The following is a 17656-nucleotide window of genomic DNA, read 5'->3' as shown; positions in this document are numbered from 1 at the left end:
GGCAGTGAATATGAAAAAGGGTACTAATGTGATAGAAAAAGAATTTCAAGAATATGTGAAGAAAATTTCAGCCTATAATGAAGCCCTCGCATTAATTAATTGGGATTTACGTACAGGTGCACCCAAAAAGGGAGTAGAGCAGCGTTCTGAAGTTATTGGGGTACTTTCCTCTGAAGTTTTCAATATGATCACAAGTAAAGAGATGGAGTGCTTCATCGACGACCTTACAACAGAGGAAGCTTCTCTTAGTGAAACGACGAATAAAATGGTACAAGAATGTAAAAAAGAGTTTGAAAGGAATAAGAAAATCCCAGCAGACGAATTTAAAGAATTCGTTATTTTACAATCCCGATCTGAAAGCGCTTGGGAAGAGGCAAGGGAAAAGGCGGATTTTTCGTTATTTCAACCTTATCTGGAACAAATTGTTGCCTATACTCGTAAATTCGTTGAATATTGGGGTTATGAGGGTCAGAAATATAATACCCTATTAGATATGTATGAACCAGGTATGACCGTTGACATTCTTGATAAGGTATTTAGTCAACTGCGAGCAAGTATAGTTCCTCTAGTAAAACAAATAGCGGAGAGTAAGCATCAACCTGAAACTGCTTTCCTTTATAAAGAATTCCCGAAAGAACAACAGCATCAACTCAATCTTCGAGTTTTAAAACAGCTTGGATACGATTTCAAGGCTGGAAGGTTGGATGAAACAGTCCACCCTTTTGCGACTGGAATCAACAGAGGTGATGTAAGGGTGACGACCCGCTATGATGAATATGATTTTAGAGGGGCGATTTTTGGTACGATTCATGAATGTGGACATGCTATTTATGAGCAGAATATCGCTGAAGAGTTAACGGGGACACTGCTAGATGATGGGACGTCAATGGGAATCCACGAATCACAATCATTGTTTTTTGAAAATTTTATTGGACGAAACTATAGTTTCTGGAAAAATAAATACCCTCTTTTAAAAGAGTATGCACCAGAACAATTTGCTGATGTGAAACTTGATGACTTTTACCGTGGCATTAACGAATCAAAACCGTCCTTCATCCGTATTGAAGCTGATGAACTGACATATCCTTTACATATTATGATTCGTTATGAACTGGAGAAAGCACTTTTTAATGGAGAGCTTGAAGTGAAGGATTTACCGGAGGTTTGGAATAAAAAATACAAGGAATACTTAGGGATTGTACCTGAAGATGATGCCATGGGCGTTCTACAAGATGTACACTGGTCAGACGGCAGCTTTGGTTACTTCCCATCCTATGCATTAGGGTATATGTATGCGGCCCAAATCAAGCAGGCTATGCTTAAAGATTTGCCTGATTTTGATGATTTGTTGGCATCCGGTGATATTGCTCCAATTAGAACATGGCTTAATGAAAAGATACATAAATACGGAAAAACAAAAAAGCCGCTTGAGATTTTGAAAGAAACAACAGGTGAAGGCTTAAACGTGCAGTATTTAATAGATTATCTTGAAAGTAAGTATAAGGAAGTTTATAAAATTAAATAAAATCTTCAAATAAAAAAACCTTGGCAAATCTGCCAAGGTTTTTTTATGGTGTAGGATCACCATAATTTAAATCCTTTTGATCCCGGTGGTGCATTTTGGAGAATATCAATAAACGGAATTGTATACGCAAAGAGAATGAGTGCTGCAGTTATTCCAAGCCATAATTTCCAATTTTCAAAAACGAGAGGCGTTTTTTCGGCTTTATCAGTAACTTCACCAACAGGGAACTCTTCGTTGCCTTTTGGAGCAATGAAGGATAACTGTATAAAAATAATGATATATAAAATAATCCCGATAAAGAGTATGGTTCCACCTACAGCTTGGGCGATTTGATAAGGAATCCAATCAAGTGCCTGTGTGGAATCTCCATAAGTGGAGTACGAAGAGCGGCGAGGTGCTCCCAGCAATCCAGCGATATGCATGGCCCCAGACATAAAGGACATCCCAATTGCCCAAAAGACCCCTTGAATAATCGCTAATTTATTTAATTTTTTTGTTAAGGTGCGTCCAGTTAAATGGGGAACGAGCCAATATGAAATCCCAAAGAAAGTTAGGATTACGGAAGTCGCCAACGTTAAATGAAAATGTCCTGTAACCCAAATAGTATTATGGACAACCTGGTTTAATTGGTTTGAGGCATTGACTAAGCCTCCGGCACCTGCTGGTATGAAAGCCGCCATTCCGATAAAAGGAACGGTAAAACGCGCATCTCCCCAAGGTAGCATCTTAAACCAACCGAATATCCCTTGGGCACCCTGAGAACGTCCGTATTGTTCAAAAGATCCGAATAAAGAAAAGGCCCGTCATTAAAGATGGAACAACGACCAAGAAGGTTAAAATCACTTGTAAAAACTTCCAGGCAGGATCGATACCGGGTTCTAGCAATTGGTGATGAAGTCCAACAGGGATAGAGAAAAGCAGGAAAAGAATAAAAGACATTCGAGCCAATGAATCTGAAAAAATTTTCCCGCCAATGACTTTAGGAATCACTACATACCAGCACATATAAGCTGGTAGCAACCAAAAATATACGAGCGGATGCCCGAAATACCAAAATAAAGTTCGGCTTGCTAAAACGTTAATAGAATCCACCCAGCCTAATGACCATGGGAGAATTTGAAATAACACGGTAGCTGCCACTCCGATAGTAGCAACAATCCAAAGTAGAGTATTTACAACAGCCATAAAACTTAATAAGGGGCTTGCTTGGCCGCGATTGTTTTTCTTCCACTTGCGGTATGCCGCTATAAGGGCTCCACCACTAATCCAGCTGCCAACGATCACAAGTGTTAAGCCACCATAGAAAATAGGATGCGCTTGAAGAGGTGCATAAAAAGTATAAAGGACAGATGCTTCATTTAATAAAACCATAACAGCGGCCATAACAGTGCCGAGTGTCATTATCCAAAAACCAATCCAGCCTGCAATTCTGGAAGGGGTGGACAATGGACCGATTGTTTTACTAACTGCTGATAGCTGAAATCCTATGATAAAGAAAGTTGTTAGCACCAGAGCAAGTAAAACTCCGTGAACCGTAAGTAATTGATAATACGTTATACCGGCAGGTAATTCCATTCTGCCTGAGCGAACCAAAGTTTGAAGTAATCCTGCAAATCCTCCAAGTGCTAAAGCAATAATGGCTACATAGAAATGAGCCATGGATAGTTTTGCATCCAGTGGGTGAACTTTTTCATTTTCAGCCGTTTTTTTCATTTTGAAACCACCTCGATACGGGAGCTCATCATGTGGTGACCAACCCCGCAATATTCATTGCAAATAATCAAATTTTCTCCTTCATTATTAAATCTAGTGGTATATTCACTGACGAATCCAGGTTCAAGCATCATATTAACGTTAGTCCCAGCTATCTCAAAGCCATGGATAACATCTTTTGATGTTGCGATAACCTTGACAGTTGAACCTTTAGGGATTTCCACTTTTGCAGGACTATACGAAAAGGCAGAAGCTACAAACACTAATTCATAGTCCCAATCTTTTCCTGTGACCTCATGTAAGCCAGGGGCATTAAATGGAGCAGTGACCTCCACTTTTTCAGGATCAATTGTAACTAAACAGCTGGGAGGTTGATTCCCTAGATAGAAAGCACTAACCCCAAGCACTGTCAAGAAAACTAGCAGGGCTACTGTACCGAAAATCAACCAAACCTTTTCAAACTTGTGCATGTGCATTATTTCTCCTCCTCAATTAACCTAAACGATTTACAAAAATAAAATAGATGCTGACCCATACAATAATTAGAATAATTCCTAGTATTAAAACAGAAGCAAGTGTACCTTTTAAATTAGAAGTCTCTTTTATTTGTGATTTGTTCTTAAGTTTAGGTGCGGCCATCGTTTTCACTCCTTTCTAATTCCCAAAAATACATGAGTACATGTTCATCATACAAAAGTAGTGGTAAGTTAGAATCCACTTTTTCTCTTTTCACAAATTGTTCAATCGTTACTTTTATAAGTTCGATATAGTGTAAAGTTGAAGTAAGTATAAAAATTTGCTTTTGATGTGTATCAAGTTGTGAAAAAATTGTGAAGATTATATAGTCTGGATTTTTTCACACAAAGATGGTAGGAAAAAATCCTATGAAACGATCAGTCAATTTCTAAATTTTCTAAAAATACGAATGATCATTTGTTATTTAAAGTGAAAGTTCGGTTTTTGTTAAAAATACCTTTTCAAATAGAGAAAGCGTTGTTATAATTCATATATTACAAAAATATAAAGTTTCACTCGTATAATAGCAGGGATATGGCCTGCAAGTTTCTACCGAATTACCGTAAATAATTCGACTATGGGTGAGTAATAGATCTTGTCGCACAATAAAAGGGTTTTGTTGAGTCCTTTTTCATTTATGCCCAAGAAATATTGCCTCACTCTAAAAAAAGTGCTGCAATGTTTCTTGGGCTTTTTATTTGTCGGGAAACATCTGCATGACTATGGGTTAAATAAACATCCAAGATTGGGAGGAACCTTCATGCAACTTTTAAAGGAAAAAATCTTGTCCGAGGGTCAAGCTTTATCAGAAGATATTTTAAAAGTAGATTCATTCTTAAACCACCAAATGGATCCTATCCTGATGAAAGAAATCGGTAAGGAATTTGTGAAACGTTTTGAACATAAGGAAATAACAAAAGTACTAACGATTGAATCTTCAGGGATTGGACCTGGACTGATGGCGGCCTTAGAATTAGAAGTTCCGCTAATTTTTGCACGTAAACGTAAATCACTGACTTTGACTGAAGGTTTAGTGACAGCATCTGTTCATTCCTTTACTAAGCAAGAAACGAATACAATCACGGTGTCCAATAAATATATTGAAGCAGGTGATAAGGTATTGATCATCGATGACTTTCTTGCAGTTGGTCAAGCAGCCCGAGGTTTGGCGGATATTTGTGACCAAGTTGGAGCAGAAGTGGCCGGAATCGGGATTGTAATTGAGAAAGCTTTCCAAAGTGGTGGAAAGGATCTCAGAGAACAAGGCTTCCAAGTGGAATCTCTAGCTCGAATCGCAAAGTTGAAATTCGGCGAGATAACATTCGCTGAGGAACAGGAAGGGGCAACAGTAAATGTCTAACCAATCACCAATAAAAGTTGCTTCTTTAGGATTACAACATGTACTTGCGATGTATGCAGGTGCGATTGTTGTTCCCCTGATAGTCGGTGGGGCGTTGGGTTTAACGGCAGCGCAGTTAACTTATTTAGTATCGATTGATATTTTAATGTGTGGTATAGCAACCTTATTACAAGTGTGGAAAAATAAATTCTTTGGAATTGGGCTGCCAGTCGTTCTTGGCTGCACATTCACAGCAGTTAGCCCAATGATTGCGGTTGGTACCCAATATGGAGTCACTACCATTTATGGAGCCATTTTGGTCTCAGGATTGATTGTGGTTATAATAAGTAAGTTTTTTGGTAAGTTGGCAAGATTTTTCCCTCCTGTTGTTACAGGATCAGTAGTTATGATTATCGGAATCACGCTTATTCCAGTTGCGATTAACAATCTGGGGGGCGGCCAAGGTGCAGCTGATTTCGGTGCCTTGAATAATGTGGGTCTTGGTTTTGGAACATTGCTATTTATCATTTTTATGTATAAATTCTCAACGGGATTTGTGCGTTCTATTTCTATTTTATTAGGTTTACTAGTCGGAACATTTGTAGCTTTCTTCCTGGGGAAAGTGGATTTTAGCTCAGTAGCAAGTGCATCTTGGTTGCATTTACCTCATTTTTTCTACTTTGGAACTCCGACATTTAACATTACAGCTATTATTACAATGACATTGGTGGCAATAGTTAGCTTAGTGGAATCAACAGGTGTTTATTATGCATTAGGGGAAATTACAGATAAAGAGATTTCAGAAGATGATCTAGCACGTGGATATCGTTCTGAGGGGATTGCGATCATGTTGGGTGGGTTGTTTAATGCATTTCCTTATACGGCATTTTCACAGAATGTCGGTCTGATACAATTGTCCGGTATTAAGACAAGAAATGTTATTTATACAGCAGCAGGTATGCTTATTTTGATCGGATTTGTTCCTAAAATAGGTGCGTTCACGACCATTATTCCTTCATCCGTTTTAGGCGGAGCGATGGTAGCCATGTTCGGAATGGTTATTGCAGCAGGAATTAAAATGTTAAGCAAAGTAGACTTTGCTTCCCAAGAAAATTTATTGATTATCGCCTGTTCAGTAGGTATGGGACTTGGGGTAACGGTTGTTCCTGAGCTATTTGCTCAAATTCCAGAAAGTATCCAAATTTTAACGGATAACGGAATTGTGGCAGGAAGTTTGACCGCTATTTTCTTGAATATTGTTTTCAATATCGTCCCTGCAAACGGGAAAGTGAAAGAAGCACGTATCGAAGGACGGAAAGTAGCCTAAATAGTTTCGAAAAAGCTGATAGGTTTATACCTTAGAGTAAACTGCCTCAAACGCACAGATATTTTTGCGTTTGAGGCAGTATTTTTTTATTCTGATTGGTTATTAAATCATTACCGGATTGAAAGAAAGCCCTCCAGAGAATTCTAATTATAATGAAAAAAAGATTTAACAGATAAAAGGAAACTCTCTTCACTTTTTGAATATATTGATAGTATCTATACAAGAAAGTAAGTGATAGAGATGGAAAAAAAATATTGTATTCATTGTCGAACTATATTAAATCAGGAATTTAGATGCCGTGTGTGCGGAAAAGAGGAATTTCAAAATATCATTATACAAGTACAAAACCAATCCTCAATAAAGAAGGAAGAATGAAGGCCCCCCTTACCGCTTGTGAAGGTAAGGGGGGTTTTATGATTTAAAAACTACAATTCAATCATCAAGATAATATGAATCTTATGGGCCCATTCAGTATAATCAGGAAAATGATTACTTGATTAAAGCCGTATATTTGACCGACAAAAACAGTTGGAGGGGTAATATCCATAATGGTCTCATCCACTGTTAAGGATGTTGCTATAATAACAGCTAGCATATTGCCAAGTTCTGCGCAAATGAGTCAAGCATTTCTCCTTCTAGAGGGATACCAAACATGGCTCGACTATTTTCCTCATGCACCCACTAGTTCCTCAATGAAAAATCTTCCTCGGAAATCAACTGTCATGCCAATTAGCACGCTGATGGTTTCCTGTTCGAAGACTGATTAGAAAAAAGAGAAGGCTTTTGAATATCTTATCAAAGATATAGGTTTTTTTACCTACTTAATAAAATGAAAAAAACAAAATATTTATAAAAAACATATATATATCACTATTTATCGTTAAAGCATTAAATGGGTTATTGTGGGTATATTAACCATATCATGTATATTAAGGGGTGGGTTCATGCCATATTTATTATCCGCATCTCATATAAAACTTCCTTATTTACTTTCACAGGAAAAGATCATGGAATTTTCCAGGGAAATCTTTGGTTCCTCTTTTAAGAATATTGAACGATTATTGCGGGCATTTAAAAATGGCCAAGTCGAAAATCGTTATTTTTCAAATGATCTTGATTGGTTCAAAGAGGAACATACGTTTGCGGAAAGGAATGATATATATATTAAACAAGCAGTCGAGTTTGGTAAAGAAGCAATTGAAAAATGTTTAGCTAACACTGAATTTTTAAAAGATAAACTGCAGCCAAGTGAGCTTGATGCCTTCTTTTATATATCAAGTACAGGGATGGCTACTCCTACCATTGATGCAAGAATAATGAATGAACTACCTTTTAACCCACATACAAAAAGAATTCCCATATGGGGGCTAGGATGTGCGGGGGGAGCGAGTGGGCTATCGCGTGCTTTTGAATATTGTAAAGCATATCCGAAAGCAAAGGTCATAGTATTAAGTGTGGAATTGTGTAGCTTAACCTTTCAAAGAAACGATATTTCCAAGAGCAATTTAATTGGAACATCCTTATTTTCTGATGGAATTAGCTGCGTTTTAATTTGTGGTGATGAAGTGTCAGCTGAAAAGTTCTCGAAAAAAGATCAGCATTTAAAATTTTTAGATTCACAATCAACGCTTATGCCAAATTCGTTGGATGTAATGGGGTGGGAAGTTAAAGATCAGGGGTTGTACGTGGTTTTTTCAAAAGATATTCCAACCATTATCAAAGATTGGCTTAAACCTAACGTGGAATCTTTTTTAGTGGAGAATGGATTGATGCTGGGGGATGTGAAAGATTTTATAGCGCATCCAGGCGGAAAAAAAGTAATCGATGCCTATCACGAAGCTCTGGGATTTAATGAAAGCATGACAGCAGAGTCAATGGGTATATTGAGGGAGTTTGGAAATATGTCTTCGGCTACGATTTTGTATGTACTAGAAAGATTCATGATTCGTGGCGGGAATATAGGTGAATATGGCTTGGCAGCTGCATTGGGGCCAGGGTTTTCTTCAGAACTAGTGTTAATGAGGTGGAATTGATGATTTTCACCATTTTTATTGCGCTGATTGCTATTCAGCGTCTTGTTGAATTATATATTGCAAAACAAAACGAAAAGCAGTTGAAAATGGAGGGGGCTGTTGAGTTCGGTGAGTCCCATTATCGGTGGATGGTTCTGATGCACCTGAGTTTTTTTATTGTACTCACTATCGAGGTAATGGTCTATGAAAGGAAAATTGCTACGCTTTGGCCGATCTGGCTGACTCTTTTTCTCATTGCTCAGTCAGGCAGGGTTTGGGTAATCAGTTCACTAGGAAAACATTGGAATACGAAAATCATTGTGGTGCCAAATGCCGAAGTTGTAGTTAAAGGCCCTTATAAATACTTCAAACATCCTAACTATCTCATTGTTGCAACGGAGATTATCGTCATTTCCTTATTATTCAATGCTTATTATACAGCTATTATTTTTAGTTTGTTGAACGCTTGGATGATGGCGGTGAGAATCCCCTTGGAAGAGAAGGCTTTAAAAACACACACAGAATATTCTACAGTTTTTAAGCAAAAATAATAAAAGTTTCATTTTTCTTATTGAAAATGATTATCGTTCGTGATAAGATTCTAATTGAAGATGAAAATTATTCTCATTCACTTACTGATAAATATTTTTGAAACTTAAAAGCTACCCAATATAAAAGAGGATGGTGTTCGTAATGGTCTGGTTATTCATTTTATTGACAATCGCTACATATAGTTTTGTGATGAAACATGTATTAAGTAATATTCAAAAACCGGCAAAGGCAGTAAAAGCTTATACGGAGTCAACAATTGAAAACCGAGCTACATATAACCCATCTCCTACAACCAGGTAAATTACCTGGTTTTTTTATGCAATTAGAAAGTAATTACGAAGATGTAACAAACAAAGTGGAAGCCACCAATCGGTGGATTTTTTTGTTTTCTGAACACGTTTTGTAAGAATTCATATAGTAAAACTAAAAGCTTTCGGTATGAATAACAATCGAAATCGTTTACAATAAGATTATTAAAATGAAGATAGATTAAGGGGTATGGATTCATGATTCAAGAAACATTAAAGCAACAGTCTAAATTGGGGATTTTGACTGCCATGTATGAGAAATTTCAATCAGCAGGAGATACAAGCAATGCTGATAAACTGAAACAGCTAATCATGAAAGTGAAAAATGAGGAATTTATCATTGCTTTTTGCGGGCATTTTTCAGCAGGGAAATCAAGCATGATTAACTTCTTCCTAGATGATCAAGTATTGCCTTCAAGTCCGATTCCAACGAGTGCCAATACGGTTAAGGTTCAAAAAGGGGAGGACTATGCCAAAGTCTTTTATCATCATCAGGCACCGGTCGTATTTCCCGCCCCTTATGATTTTAAAGAGGTAAAGAAATTTGCTAAAGATGGTGATTCAGTATCGGCAATAACAATAAGCTCCAATCAGTTTTCACTGCCAGAGTCATGTGCAATCATGGATACGCCAGGGATTGATTCGACAGATGATGCACATAGAGTTTCTACTGAATCGGCCTTGCATCTTGCTGATGTAGTCTTCTATGTAATGGATTATAATCATGTTCAATCAGAAGTGAACTTTCTTTTTACTAAAGAATTGTTAGAAGCGGAAAAACCAACATATTTAATTATCAATATGATTGATAAACATGATGAAAATGAGCTCAGCTTCCAAGACTTTAAATTATCTGTTTCTGAAGCATTTGCAAACTGGAATGTATACCCTGATGGAATATTTTATACATCAGTCAGAGACTTGAACAATAGTGAGAATGAAATCGAAACCGTTCGTCAATTTATATATGAAATGGCAGAGAAAGGTCAAAATGATGGGAAAGATGCCATAATGCAATCGGCAAAGGCCCTAATCGAAAGACACCTTATTTGGCTGAAGGAACAGTATGAAGAGGATCATGCCAGTGAATTTGAAGTTTTATCAGAACTTCCATATGAAGAGCGAATCGACCTAACGAATAAAGTGGACAGCCTTATAAAGGGAAAAAAATCATTAACAGAACGTTTAGAGAATGTGAAAGTGCAATTTGCCAAAGATTTAGAAACCATTTTGAAAAGTGCTTACATCATGCCGGCGGCTACACGGGACCTAGGTAAATCATTCTTGGAATCAGCACAACCCGATTTTAAAATGGGGCTATTATTTGCCAAGAAAAAAACGGAGGCCGAGCGCGAGGAGCGTCTAAACGTATTCTTGGCAGATTTACAAGAGAAGGTCAAAACCCAGCTTGAATGGCATCTTAAAGAGTTAGCGGTTAAAACCCTTACTGAAGCTGAAGTCCATGACTCAACGCTTGAAAGTAAGGCTCAGGCCCTGCACATCGAGGTGACAGAAGCTTACATAAAAAATTCTTTAAAGCCCCAAGTCAATATTACAGGTGAATACGTTTTAAACTATACAAATGATTTGGCCTCTGCTATCAAAAAAAAGTCACGTGATGAAGCTGAAGAATTTTTGCACAGCATGATTGCTGTCATGCAGGGTATAGTGGAGCAACAGACGATATCCATCGATAATGAACTTGAAGGTTTTGCTGAATTTGCGGAAGCCCTCAAAGTTACCGCAGCGATGAATGCAGAAATCGAGTCCCAAACAGAACAATTAGAGGGTATTGCTAATCAAACGGTATCGCTAATGGATGAGCGTTATGTCGAGACACTTTTGACTGAATGGGATGAAGAAGAAAAAAATATTACAGTCAAAATTATGAACACGAATGATGACAATAGGGTTAAGCAGGCTAACGAACTACATGTGGCGGATCTTGAAATCGAAACTAAGGCAGCAGAATCAACTGTAGGCGTTCCATTATCTAATACGATAGATTTACGTGGGAAGGAAAAGTTAATGGAGACTGCATCAAATTTACAGCAGGCAGCCAAACTAATTCAACCTTTGAAAGGTTTTCAATCACTTTATAAAGAATTAACAGATAAGGCAAACCGACTAGAAAAGCAGACTTTCACGGTTGCGCTATTCGGTGCATTTAGTGCAGGCAAATCTTCATTTGCAAATGCGTTAATGGGAGAAAGCGTTCTTCCTGTTTCGCCAAATCCTACTACTGCTGCCATTAACAAAATCATGTCATCTGACGCTGAGCATCCACATGGTACGGCAACAGTTAAATTAAAAACCGAAGCTATGCTGCTAGAAGATGTAACCTTAGCTTTAGTTGCTTTTGGTAAGACAGCAAAATCACTCGATGAGGCTCACCATCTTGCTGGACAGATCATTGAAACCGCAGGGGAAGTGGATAAAGGGAAAACGCATCTATCTTTCCTAAGGGCTTTTTATCAAGGATTGCCTCCTCACAAAAGTGATTTAGGAAATGTCATTACAGTGGACCTTGAAGGGTTTAAACGTTTTGCTGCTGAAGAGTCCAAATCGTGTCTCGTTGATTTGATTGAATTGCGTTATGACTGTGAAATGACAAAGCAGGGAATGGTACTTGTTGACACTCCTGGAGCGGATTCAATAAATGCTCGGCATACTGGTGCTGCTTTCGAATATATTAAGAATTCTGATGCCATTCTTTTTGTGACCTATTATAATCACCCATTCTCTCGGGCAGATCGGGAGTTCCTAATCCAACTTGGGCGAGTGAAAGATTCCTTTGCTATGGATAAGATGTTCTTTATTGTCAATGCGGTCGATCTTGCTCAAACTACTGACGAACTGGACGAAGTTATGGATTATGTGAAAGATCAATTAAATGGATTCGGAATCCGTTTTCCAAAGCTGTTCCCGCTAACAAGTAAGGGAGCATTAATAGAAAAACAAATTCCAGGTTCATTTATACACTCTTTCCTTCCTAATAGTGGAATTTCGGAATTCCAATTACAATTTGATTCTTTCATCGAGAACGACTTAACAGGACTGGCAATTGAATCAGCGCAAGCTGCTGTAAAAAGAACAGAAGAACTGCTTCGAGATGTTATAACAGCGTCCAAGCAGGATGAAAAAGCGAAACAAAAAGCGCTCGAGACTCTCGCTCTTGAGGCACAGTCTATTTCTGGTCTTCTGGAAGTCATTAAAGGGGACGCCGAAAAACAACGTTTGAAAAAAGAGATTGATGAATTGACTTTCTATAGTAAACAACGCGTATTTTTCCGGTTTAATGATTTCTTCAAGGAATCTTTTAATCCGGCTGTCATTAAAGACGATGGGCAGGATTTGAAGCTGGTCCTTAAACAAGCATTAAAAAATTTATTAGAAGCACTAGGCTTTGACCTTGCACAGGAAATGCGTGCTACGGCGTTAAGGACTGAAATGTTCGTTAATAAATTATTGAATGAGAAACAAGTCGGATTGCTTCAGCAGATACAGAAAGTAAGAAAGACTCTTTCGTTACAGCCATATGAACCAAATGAGAGGGATTCCCTTGAATTTTCGGGTGCTTTTGTCCAATTAGTCACGAGTGAATTCAAAAAAGAATTGGCGTTGTTTAAAAATCCAAAGGCTTTCTTTGAAAAAAATGAGAAAGTGAAAATGAGCGAGGGACTTCAGCAGCGTTTGGATGAACCTGCCCTTATATATGTAAAAGAGCAAGGTGGGAGAATATTCGAAATGTATACGAAAATTCTTGATCAAGAGTTACTTTCCATTCAAAAAGAATATAAAACGGAAATATCGGATATTTTCGCAGGCTTACGTGCAGCCTTAGAAGAAAAGGTTGATTTACCGTATTATGAAAAGGCTGTAATTGAATTGGAAAAAATGCATTTGTAATAGAAACGAGGTTCGTTTATGAAAGAAAACCTTATTTCAATTTTGAGAAACCTAGAAAAGAAAAAGAATATCACAATATTAATGGCTGCTGTAACTGGCAGCCATTCTTTTGGTTTATCATCAGCCAATTCAGATAGTGATGTCCGGTTTATATATGTTCATAATGATAGGCGGTCCTATCTCTCACTTAGTCAACCCGACGAAGTGATTCAATTGAATGAAGGCTTTTGTGACGTGGAAGGCTGGGATCTATTTAAAACATCACGGCTAACGTTAAAGAGCAACCCCGCACTATTTGAATTATTTCAGTCGCCCATCCAACTGATTGCTCAACCGGATTATTATCGCGTGATGAAGGGGTTAATCGAAGAATGCTATTCCAAAAAGGCTCTAGGACATCATTACTACCGGATGATGACAGGCAATCTTCAGCAATTGACAAAAACAAGTAGTTCCGAAAAAAAAGTGCTGAAAACATGGGTACAGGTTTATCGTTCCTATTTAGTACTGCAATATTTAATCCTGTTTAGAGCTCTTCCACCTTTATGCGTTTGGGAATTACTCGATTCTGTATTAATTGATAAGGAAATGAAAAGCAGAATGACGCGAATATTTACAGCAAAACAAAAAGAAGAATTTTCAAAACATGAAAGTATAAAAAGTCTTGAGTTTTTGGAGGGGAAATTACCTTCCATAAAGAATGAAATAACTAAGCTTCCTATGGGGAAGCACATGGAAGAGGAGCTTAATCAATTAATTTGGTCCATTTTGAAATAGGGAGATGTGTAGATGGGTTATATAATGGAAAAAGAAGAGCTGTTGTCGCTGTTGAATTCTAGAGATATTAGAATCTGTGACTGTCGTTTTCAGTTAGGAGCCCCTGATGTGGGTTATATTGAATACGAGAAAGAACATATTACGGGTGCTGTCTATTTTGATCTTGAAAAAGATTTATCCGGCCAGGTTGAAAAACACGGCGGGAGACATCCGCTTCCTGACCTTAATACATTAAAAGAGAGGCTTGAATCAAAGGGTATTACCAATGAAACGGTACTTATTGCTTATGACGGAGGGGAAGGTTCCTTTGCTTCTAGGTTTGTCTGGCTGCTGAGCTATCTTGGTCATCAGAAAGTGTTTGTACTTAACGGCGGCTTTAGGGCATGGAAGGATGCGGGCTATCCGCTCGAAACGAATCAGTCGAAATATGCTTCAGCCGATTATAATATAGTTTTAAATGAATCTGTTTTGGCTTCTTATCAAAAAGTGAAGGAATATACAGTAAAAAGACCCACTGATGTTGTTTTAATTGATTCAAGGGAGTCTAAACGGTACCAAGGGATTGAAGAGCCGATTGATAAAAAAGCGGGACATATACCTGGGGCAGTCAACAAGGTATGGACAAAGGTTCTTGAAAATGGATTTTATAAAAAATCGGAAGAACTTCAATTAAGAGATAAGGAGATTATCGTTTACTGTGGATCAGGTGTGACGGCTTCTCCCAATTATATAGCCTTAAAAGAAGCTGGTTTTAAAGATGTGAAGGTATATGTCGGTAGTTTTAGTGACTGGATTTCCTATTCTGATAATCCTATTGAATGATTAGTTTTTCCAATTAACGATCCTCAAAAAGGTGGACAGCTATGTTAAAATAGATATACATCATGATAGAGGTGATAAATGTGTTAATGAAAGAAAACGAACAGCATCCTTCCTTTATGCTTGTCGACGGGATGGCGCTTTTATTTAGAGCTTTTTATGCAACAGCCGTTACAGGTCAATTTATGATTAACTCAAAAGGTATTCCAACAAATGCCGTACAGGGTTTCTTAAAGCATATGCTGACAGCGGTGAATCATTTTTCTCCTAGTCATGTAGCAGTATGTTGGGATATGGGAAGCAAAACTTTCCGCAATGAACTATTTGATGGATACAAGGCTAATCGTTCAGAAGCACCAGTTGAAATGATTCCTCAATTCGATTTAGCGAAAAAAGCTGTTGAAGCCTTTGATATCCCGAACATTGGGCTTTCCGGATACGAAGCTGATGATTGTATTGGGACAATAGCAAAAGCATCTGCTGAACATAGTCGAGTAGGCATATTGACAGGAGATCAAGATATGCTTCAGTTAATTGAAGAAAACATTTCTGTACTTTTATTGAGAAAAGGGTATGGTAATTATGAAGTGCATAATCCCGATAGCTTTTTTGAATGGAAAGGGATTACACCAAGACAAATGATTGATTTAAAAGCTTTAATGGGAGATACAGCTGATAACTACCCCGGCGTCAAAGGAATTGGGGAAAAGACAGCTTTGAAATTGTTGATTCAGTATCAAAATATAGAGGGTATTCTTGAAAATGTTGCTTCATTAACCAAGGGGCAGCGATCTAAGATTGAATCGGCTGTCGATATGCTTCACCTATCGAGAAAACTTGCCGAAATCAAGTGTGACGTACCTGTTTCATGCTCCTTAGATGAAGCGGTGTATCAGTATGACCGTGAAAAAGTGAAAAATCTGGCTAGAGACCATGAATTTAGGACTTTACTGCGAATGCTGTAAAATAAATGAAGCGGGGTTCCCTGAACTGTGCCCCATTTTACGGACAGTATAAAAAAGTGCCTAAGCGGCTAATAAGTGGTCCCGGTATTGTACCGGGGCCATTTTCTTTAGCCCCCATTGATAACGATGTTCATTATATTCTTCAATAACTCGATCAATTTCTTCCTTCACATCCGTTAAATTAGTACATGTTTTATATTCTGCCAAATCCTTAAAGTGGCCAAAGAAACTTTCCATTGGCGCATTATCCCAACAGTTTCCCTTGCGGGACATGGATTGGGTTATCCCAAGTTCCTTCACTTTGCGTTGAAATAGCGGATGGGTGTAATGGAACCCCTGGTCAGAATGAAGGATTGCACTCGGGTGGAACTCGTGACACACAGCCTGCTTTAGCTTATTTAAAGTCTCGTAAGCGATATCCATTTCTAATGAAGTAGATAAATGGTACGTAACGATTTCTTTTGTGGCGGCATCTTTTACGCAGGATAAATACGCTTTTTGGCCTTTCCCATAATAAAGATAGGTAATGTCAGTAAGCAGGACCTTCCCTGGCACCTCCTGATTGAATTCACGATTAAGGAGGTTTGGACAAGTAAGGTGCTCCTTGGTTGCCTTGGCCATCTTCCGATACGGGTTGGCCCTTCTGATTTTCGCTAGGAGATTATATTTTGTCATCAACCGTCTGATTTTCTTATGATTCATTACGGCCGAGTAGTCATTCTCCATAATCATTTTGATTTGGAGGGCGCCTACTTTTTCCTTTTTACTGATGAAGATATTTCTGATCAATTTTATGTCCAATTCATCCTGTTCTTCACGAAGCTCACGGTAAGGAGCTGCCTTTAACCAATCATAGTAGCCACTTCGACTTACACCAGCCAATTTGCATAGATAAGAAACAGCCTTCTTTAATTGGTGTATTCTGATCGTCCTTTCAATCAGATAGAACTTCTCAGCAGCAGTTAGAATCATTTCTTTTTCAGAGCCTGCCTTTCTAGCTCTTCCAGCTTTTTTAGGAAGTCATTTTCTGCTTCAAGGAATTTGATTCTCGCCTCGGCCTTCCTAAGTTGATCCTCTACAGACTGTGGCTTGGAAGTGGGGCGTCCTGTACTTCCTTTTCCACGGCGTTCCGTAAGGAAGCCTTCCTCACCAAACCTTTCAAAGGTACTACGCCAGCGCTGTAGACAACGTTTGGGTTGTTTCTTTCCAATTATTTCGAGATTAATTCCCTGGTCAATGAAAATTTGAGAGGGGGCTTTCCCCTTTTTATATTCCTTAACAGCTTTTGTCTTAAATTCAGGACTATAGGAAATAGATCGCTCGGAAGCACTAATGATATTTGGATTCTTTTCAAGTTCTTTAATCTGAAATTCAGTATATATATTCTTACTCATAGAAACCCTCCGTCCATACTCATTACATCTATTGAAACATAAAAAAACCCGGATAAGGGACACTTTTTTATGTGTGTCCGTTATACGGGGTATAGTTCACCCTTGGGAGCTCCGTTTATTTTTATAGGAAGTATTTTGTCGAAAAATGGATAGGCAAAATCTTATATTTACGGTAAGATGAAATTAAGGCAAGTATTATGGAGTGGATGCAGAAGTGGGGCAATCAACTGAAGAGTATGTGAGTTTTTTAGAAGGAAAGGGATTCACTTTTGGGAATGACGCTATTGGTTTTATTTATTTTGGCAAACGCTATACAAACGCAAGTGATATTTTAGTCAATGTAGCAATCGAATTGACATTGAAAGTTCAAAAGAATTTTGATGGTAGCTTTTATATTTCCTTTTTAGAAAACTTAAAACAAAATGGCATTGAAACTCGCAGTGCTGCGTTATCATTTGCAAAAAAGCAGGGACTGCTAAAATAAATCGGACTTCGTAAAT

The 17656-nt window shown here is 38.0% G+C and carries 15 protein-coding genes, 1 pseudogene and 1 riboswitch; of the genes and pseudogenes, 12 read left to right on the top strand and 4 right to left on the bottom strand.

Annotated features, from left to right (window positions below):
* The first annotated feature begins 10 nt into the window (after positions 1 to 10).
* Entirely contained in the window at positions 11 to 1525 is a 1515-nt protein-coding gene (locus RE409_RS17660) for a carboxypeptidase M32 (protein ID WP_201250714.1), read from the top strand.
* A 56-nt stretch (positions 1526 to 1581) separates the two neighbouring features.
* Here RE409_RS17660 and RE409_RS17655 read toward each other — a convergent pair.
* The 3 genes and pseudogenes from RE409_RS17655 to RE409_RS17645 all read right to left on the bottom strand — a co-directional run bounded on the left by RE409_RS17655 (position 1582) and on the right by RE409_RS17645 (position 3877).
* Positions 1582 to 3238 (bottom strand): annotated as a pseudogene (locus tag RE409_RS17655) (b(o/a)3-type cytochrome-c oxidase subunit 1).
* Positions 3235 to 3714 carry a cytochrome c oxidase subunit II gene (locus tag RE409_RS17650; protein ID WP_056524952.1) on the bottom strand — a complete coding sequence of 160 codons (480 nt, stop codon included), beginning with the start codon at positions 3712 to 3714 and terminating at the stop codon, positions 3235 to 3237. Before RE409_RS17650 ends, RE409_RS17655 begins: the two are co-directional and overlap by 4 nt.
* Positions 3715 to 3730: 16 nt before the next feature.
* On the bottom strand, positions 3731 to 3877 hold the full coding sequence (locus RE409_RS17645) for a hypothetical protein (protein WP_056524949.1): 147 nt from the start codon (positions 3875 to 3877) through the stop codon (positions 3731 to 3733).
* Positions 3878 to 4250: 373 nt separating this feature from the next.
* Positions 4251 to 4352: riboswitch (purine riboswitch) on the top strand.
* 162 nt (positions 4353 to 4514) lie between these two features.
* Here RE409_RS17645 and RE409_RS17640 point away from each other — a divergent pair.
* The 10 genes from RE409_RS17640 (at position 4515) to RE409_RS17595 (ending at position 15762) form a co-directional block, all read left to right on the top strand.
* Complete coding sequence (locus RE409_RS17640) at positions 4515 to 5114, top strand: xanthine phosphoribosyltransferase (RefSeq protein ID WP_201185600.1); 600 nt, start codon at positions 4515 to 4517, stop codon at positions 5112 to 5114.
* On the top strand, positions 5107 to 6420 hold the full coding sequence (locus RE409_RS17635) for a nucleobase:cation symporter-2 family protein (RefSeq protein WP_201185598.1): 1314 nt from the start codon (positions 5107 to 5109) through the stop codon (positions 6418 to 6420). The genes RE409_RS17640 and RE409_RS17635 overlap by 8 nt, the downstream gene beginning before the upstream one ends.
* Before the next feature lie 548 nt (positions 6421 to 6968).
* Positions 6969 to 7187 carry a hypothetical protein gene (locus RE409_RS17630; protein ID WP_309557858.1) on the top strand — a complete coding sequence of 73 codons (219 nt, stop codon included), beginning with the start codon at positions 6969 to 6971 and terminating at the stop codon, positions 7185 to 7187.
* Between the two features lie 177 nt (positions 7188 to 7364).
* Positions 7365 to 8453, top strand: a complete 1089-nt coding sequence (locus RE409_RS17625) for a type III polyketide synthase (RefSeq protein WP_201250716.1) — start codon at positions 7365 to 7367, stop codon at positions 8451 to 8453.
* Positions 8453 to 8983 (top strand): isoprenylcysteine carboxyl methyltransferase family protein, encoded by a 531-nt coding sequence (locus RE409_RS17620; RefSeq protein ID WP_098176868.1) that lies wholly within the window; start codon positions 8453 to 8455, stop codon positions 8981 to 8983. Before RE409_RS17625 ends, RE409_RS17620 begins: the two co-directional genes overlap by 1 nt.
* Positions 8984 to 9125: 142 nt before the next feature.
* The gene (locus RE409_RS17615; protein ID WP_157443918.1) at positions 9126 to 9284 is read left to right on the top strand and encodes a hypothetical protein; all 159 of its coding nucleotides are present in this window, start codon (positions 9126 to 9128) and stop codon (positions 9282 to 9284) included.
* A gap of 206 nt (positions 9285 to 9490) precedes the next feature.
* On the top strand, positions 9491 to 13201 hold the full coding sequence (locus RE409_RS17610) for a dynamin family protein (protein WP_309557857.1): 3711 nt from the start codon (positions 9491 to 9493) through the stop codon (positions 13199 to 13201).
* A gap of 18 nt (positions 13202 to 13219) precedes the next feature.
* The gene (locus tag RE409_RS17605; protein ID WP_201223814.1) at positions 13220 to 13978 is read left to right on the top strand and encodes a DNA polymerase beta superfamily protein; all 759 of its coding nucleotides are present in this window, start codon (positions 13220 to 13222) and stop codon (positions 13976 to 13978) included.
* Positions 13979 to 13990: 12 nt separating this feature from the next.
* Positions 13991 to 14800 carry a sulfurtransferase gene (locus RE409_RS17600; RefSeq protein ID WP_309557856.1) on the top strand — a complete coding sequence of 270 codons (810 nt, stop codon included), beginning with the start codon at positions 13991 to 13993 and terminating at the stop codon, positions 14798 to 14800.
* Positions 14801 to 14886: 86 nt separating this feature from the next.
* Positions 14887 to 15762 (top strand): 5'-3' exonuclease, encoded by an 876-nt coding sequence (locus tag RE409_RS17595; protein WP_053346718.1) that lies wholly within the window; start codon positions 14887 to 14889, stop codon positions 15760 to 15762.
* A gap of 60 nt (positions 15763 to 15822) precedes the next feature.
* Here the strand turns inward: RE409_RS17595 and RE409_RS17590 are convergent.
* Positions 15823 to 17156, bottom strand: a protein-coding gene (locus RE409_RS17590) for an IS3 family transposase (RefSeq protein WP_201221481.1) whose coding sequence is annotated in 2 segments (ribosomal slippage) — positions 15823 to 16784 and positions 16784 to 17156 — 1335 coding nt in all. Because the reading frame shifts where the segments join, the coding sequence is not laid out codon by codon here.
* Between the two features lie 202 nt (positions 17157 to 17358).
* On the opposite strand from RE409_RS17590, the gene RE409_RS17585 reads away from it, so the two are divergent.
* Positions 17359 to 17640, top strand: coding sequence for a DUF6123 family protein (locus RE409_RS17585; protein ID WP_201185585.1), 282 nt, complete (start codon positions 17359 to 17361; stop codon positions 17638 to 17640).
* Positions 17641 to 17656 lie beyond the last annotated feature (16 nt).

This window comes from Peribacillus sp. R9-11 (assembly GCF_031345095.1).
Taxonomy (GTDB): Bacteria; Bacillota; Bacilli; order Bacillales; family DSM-1321; genus Peribacillus; species Peribacillus butanolivorans.
The sequence above is the reverse complement of the archived record's forward strand: the minus strand, read 5'-3'. Positions and strand labels throughout refer to the sequence as shown.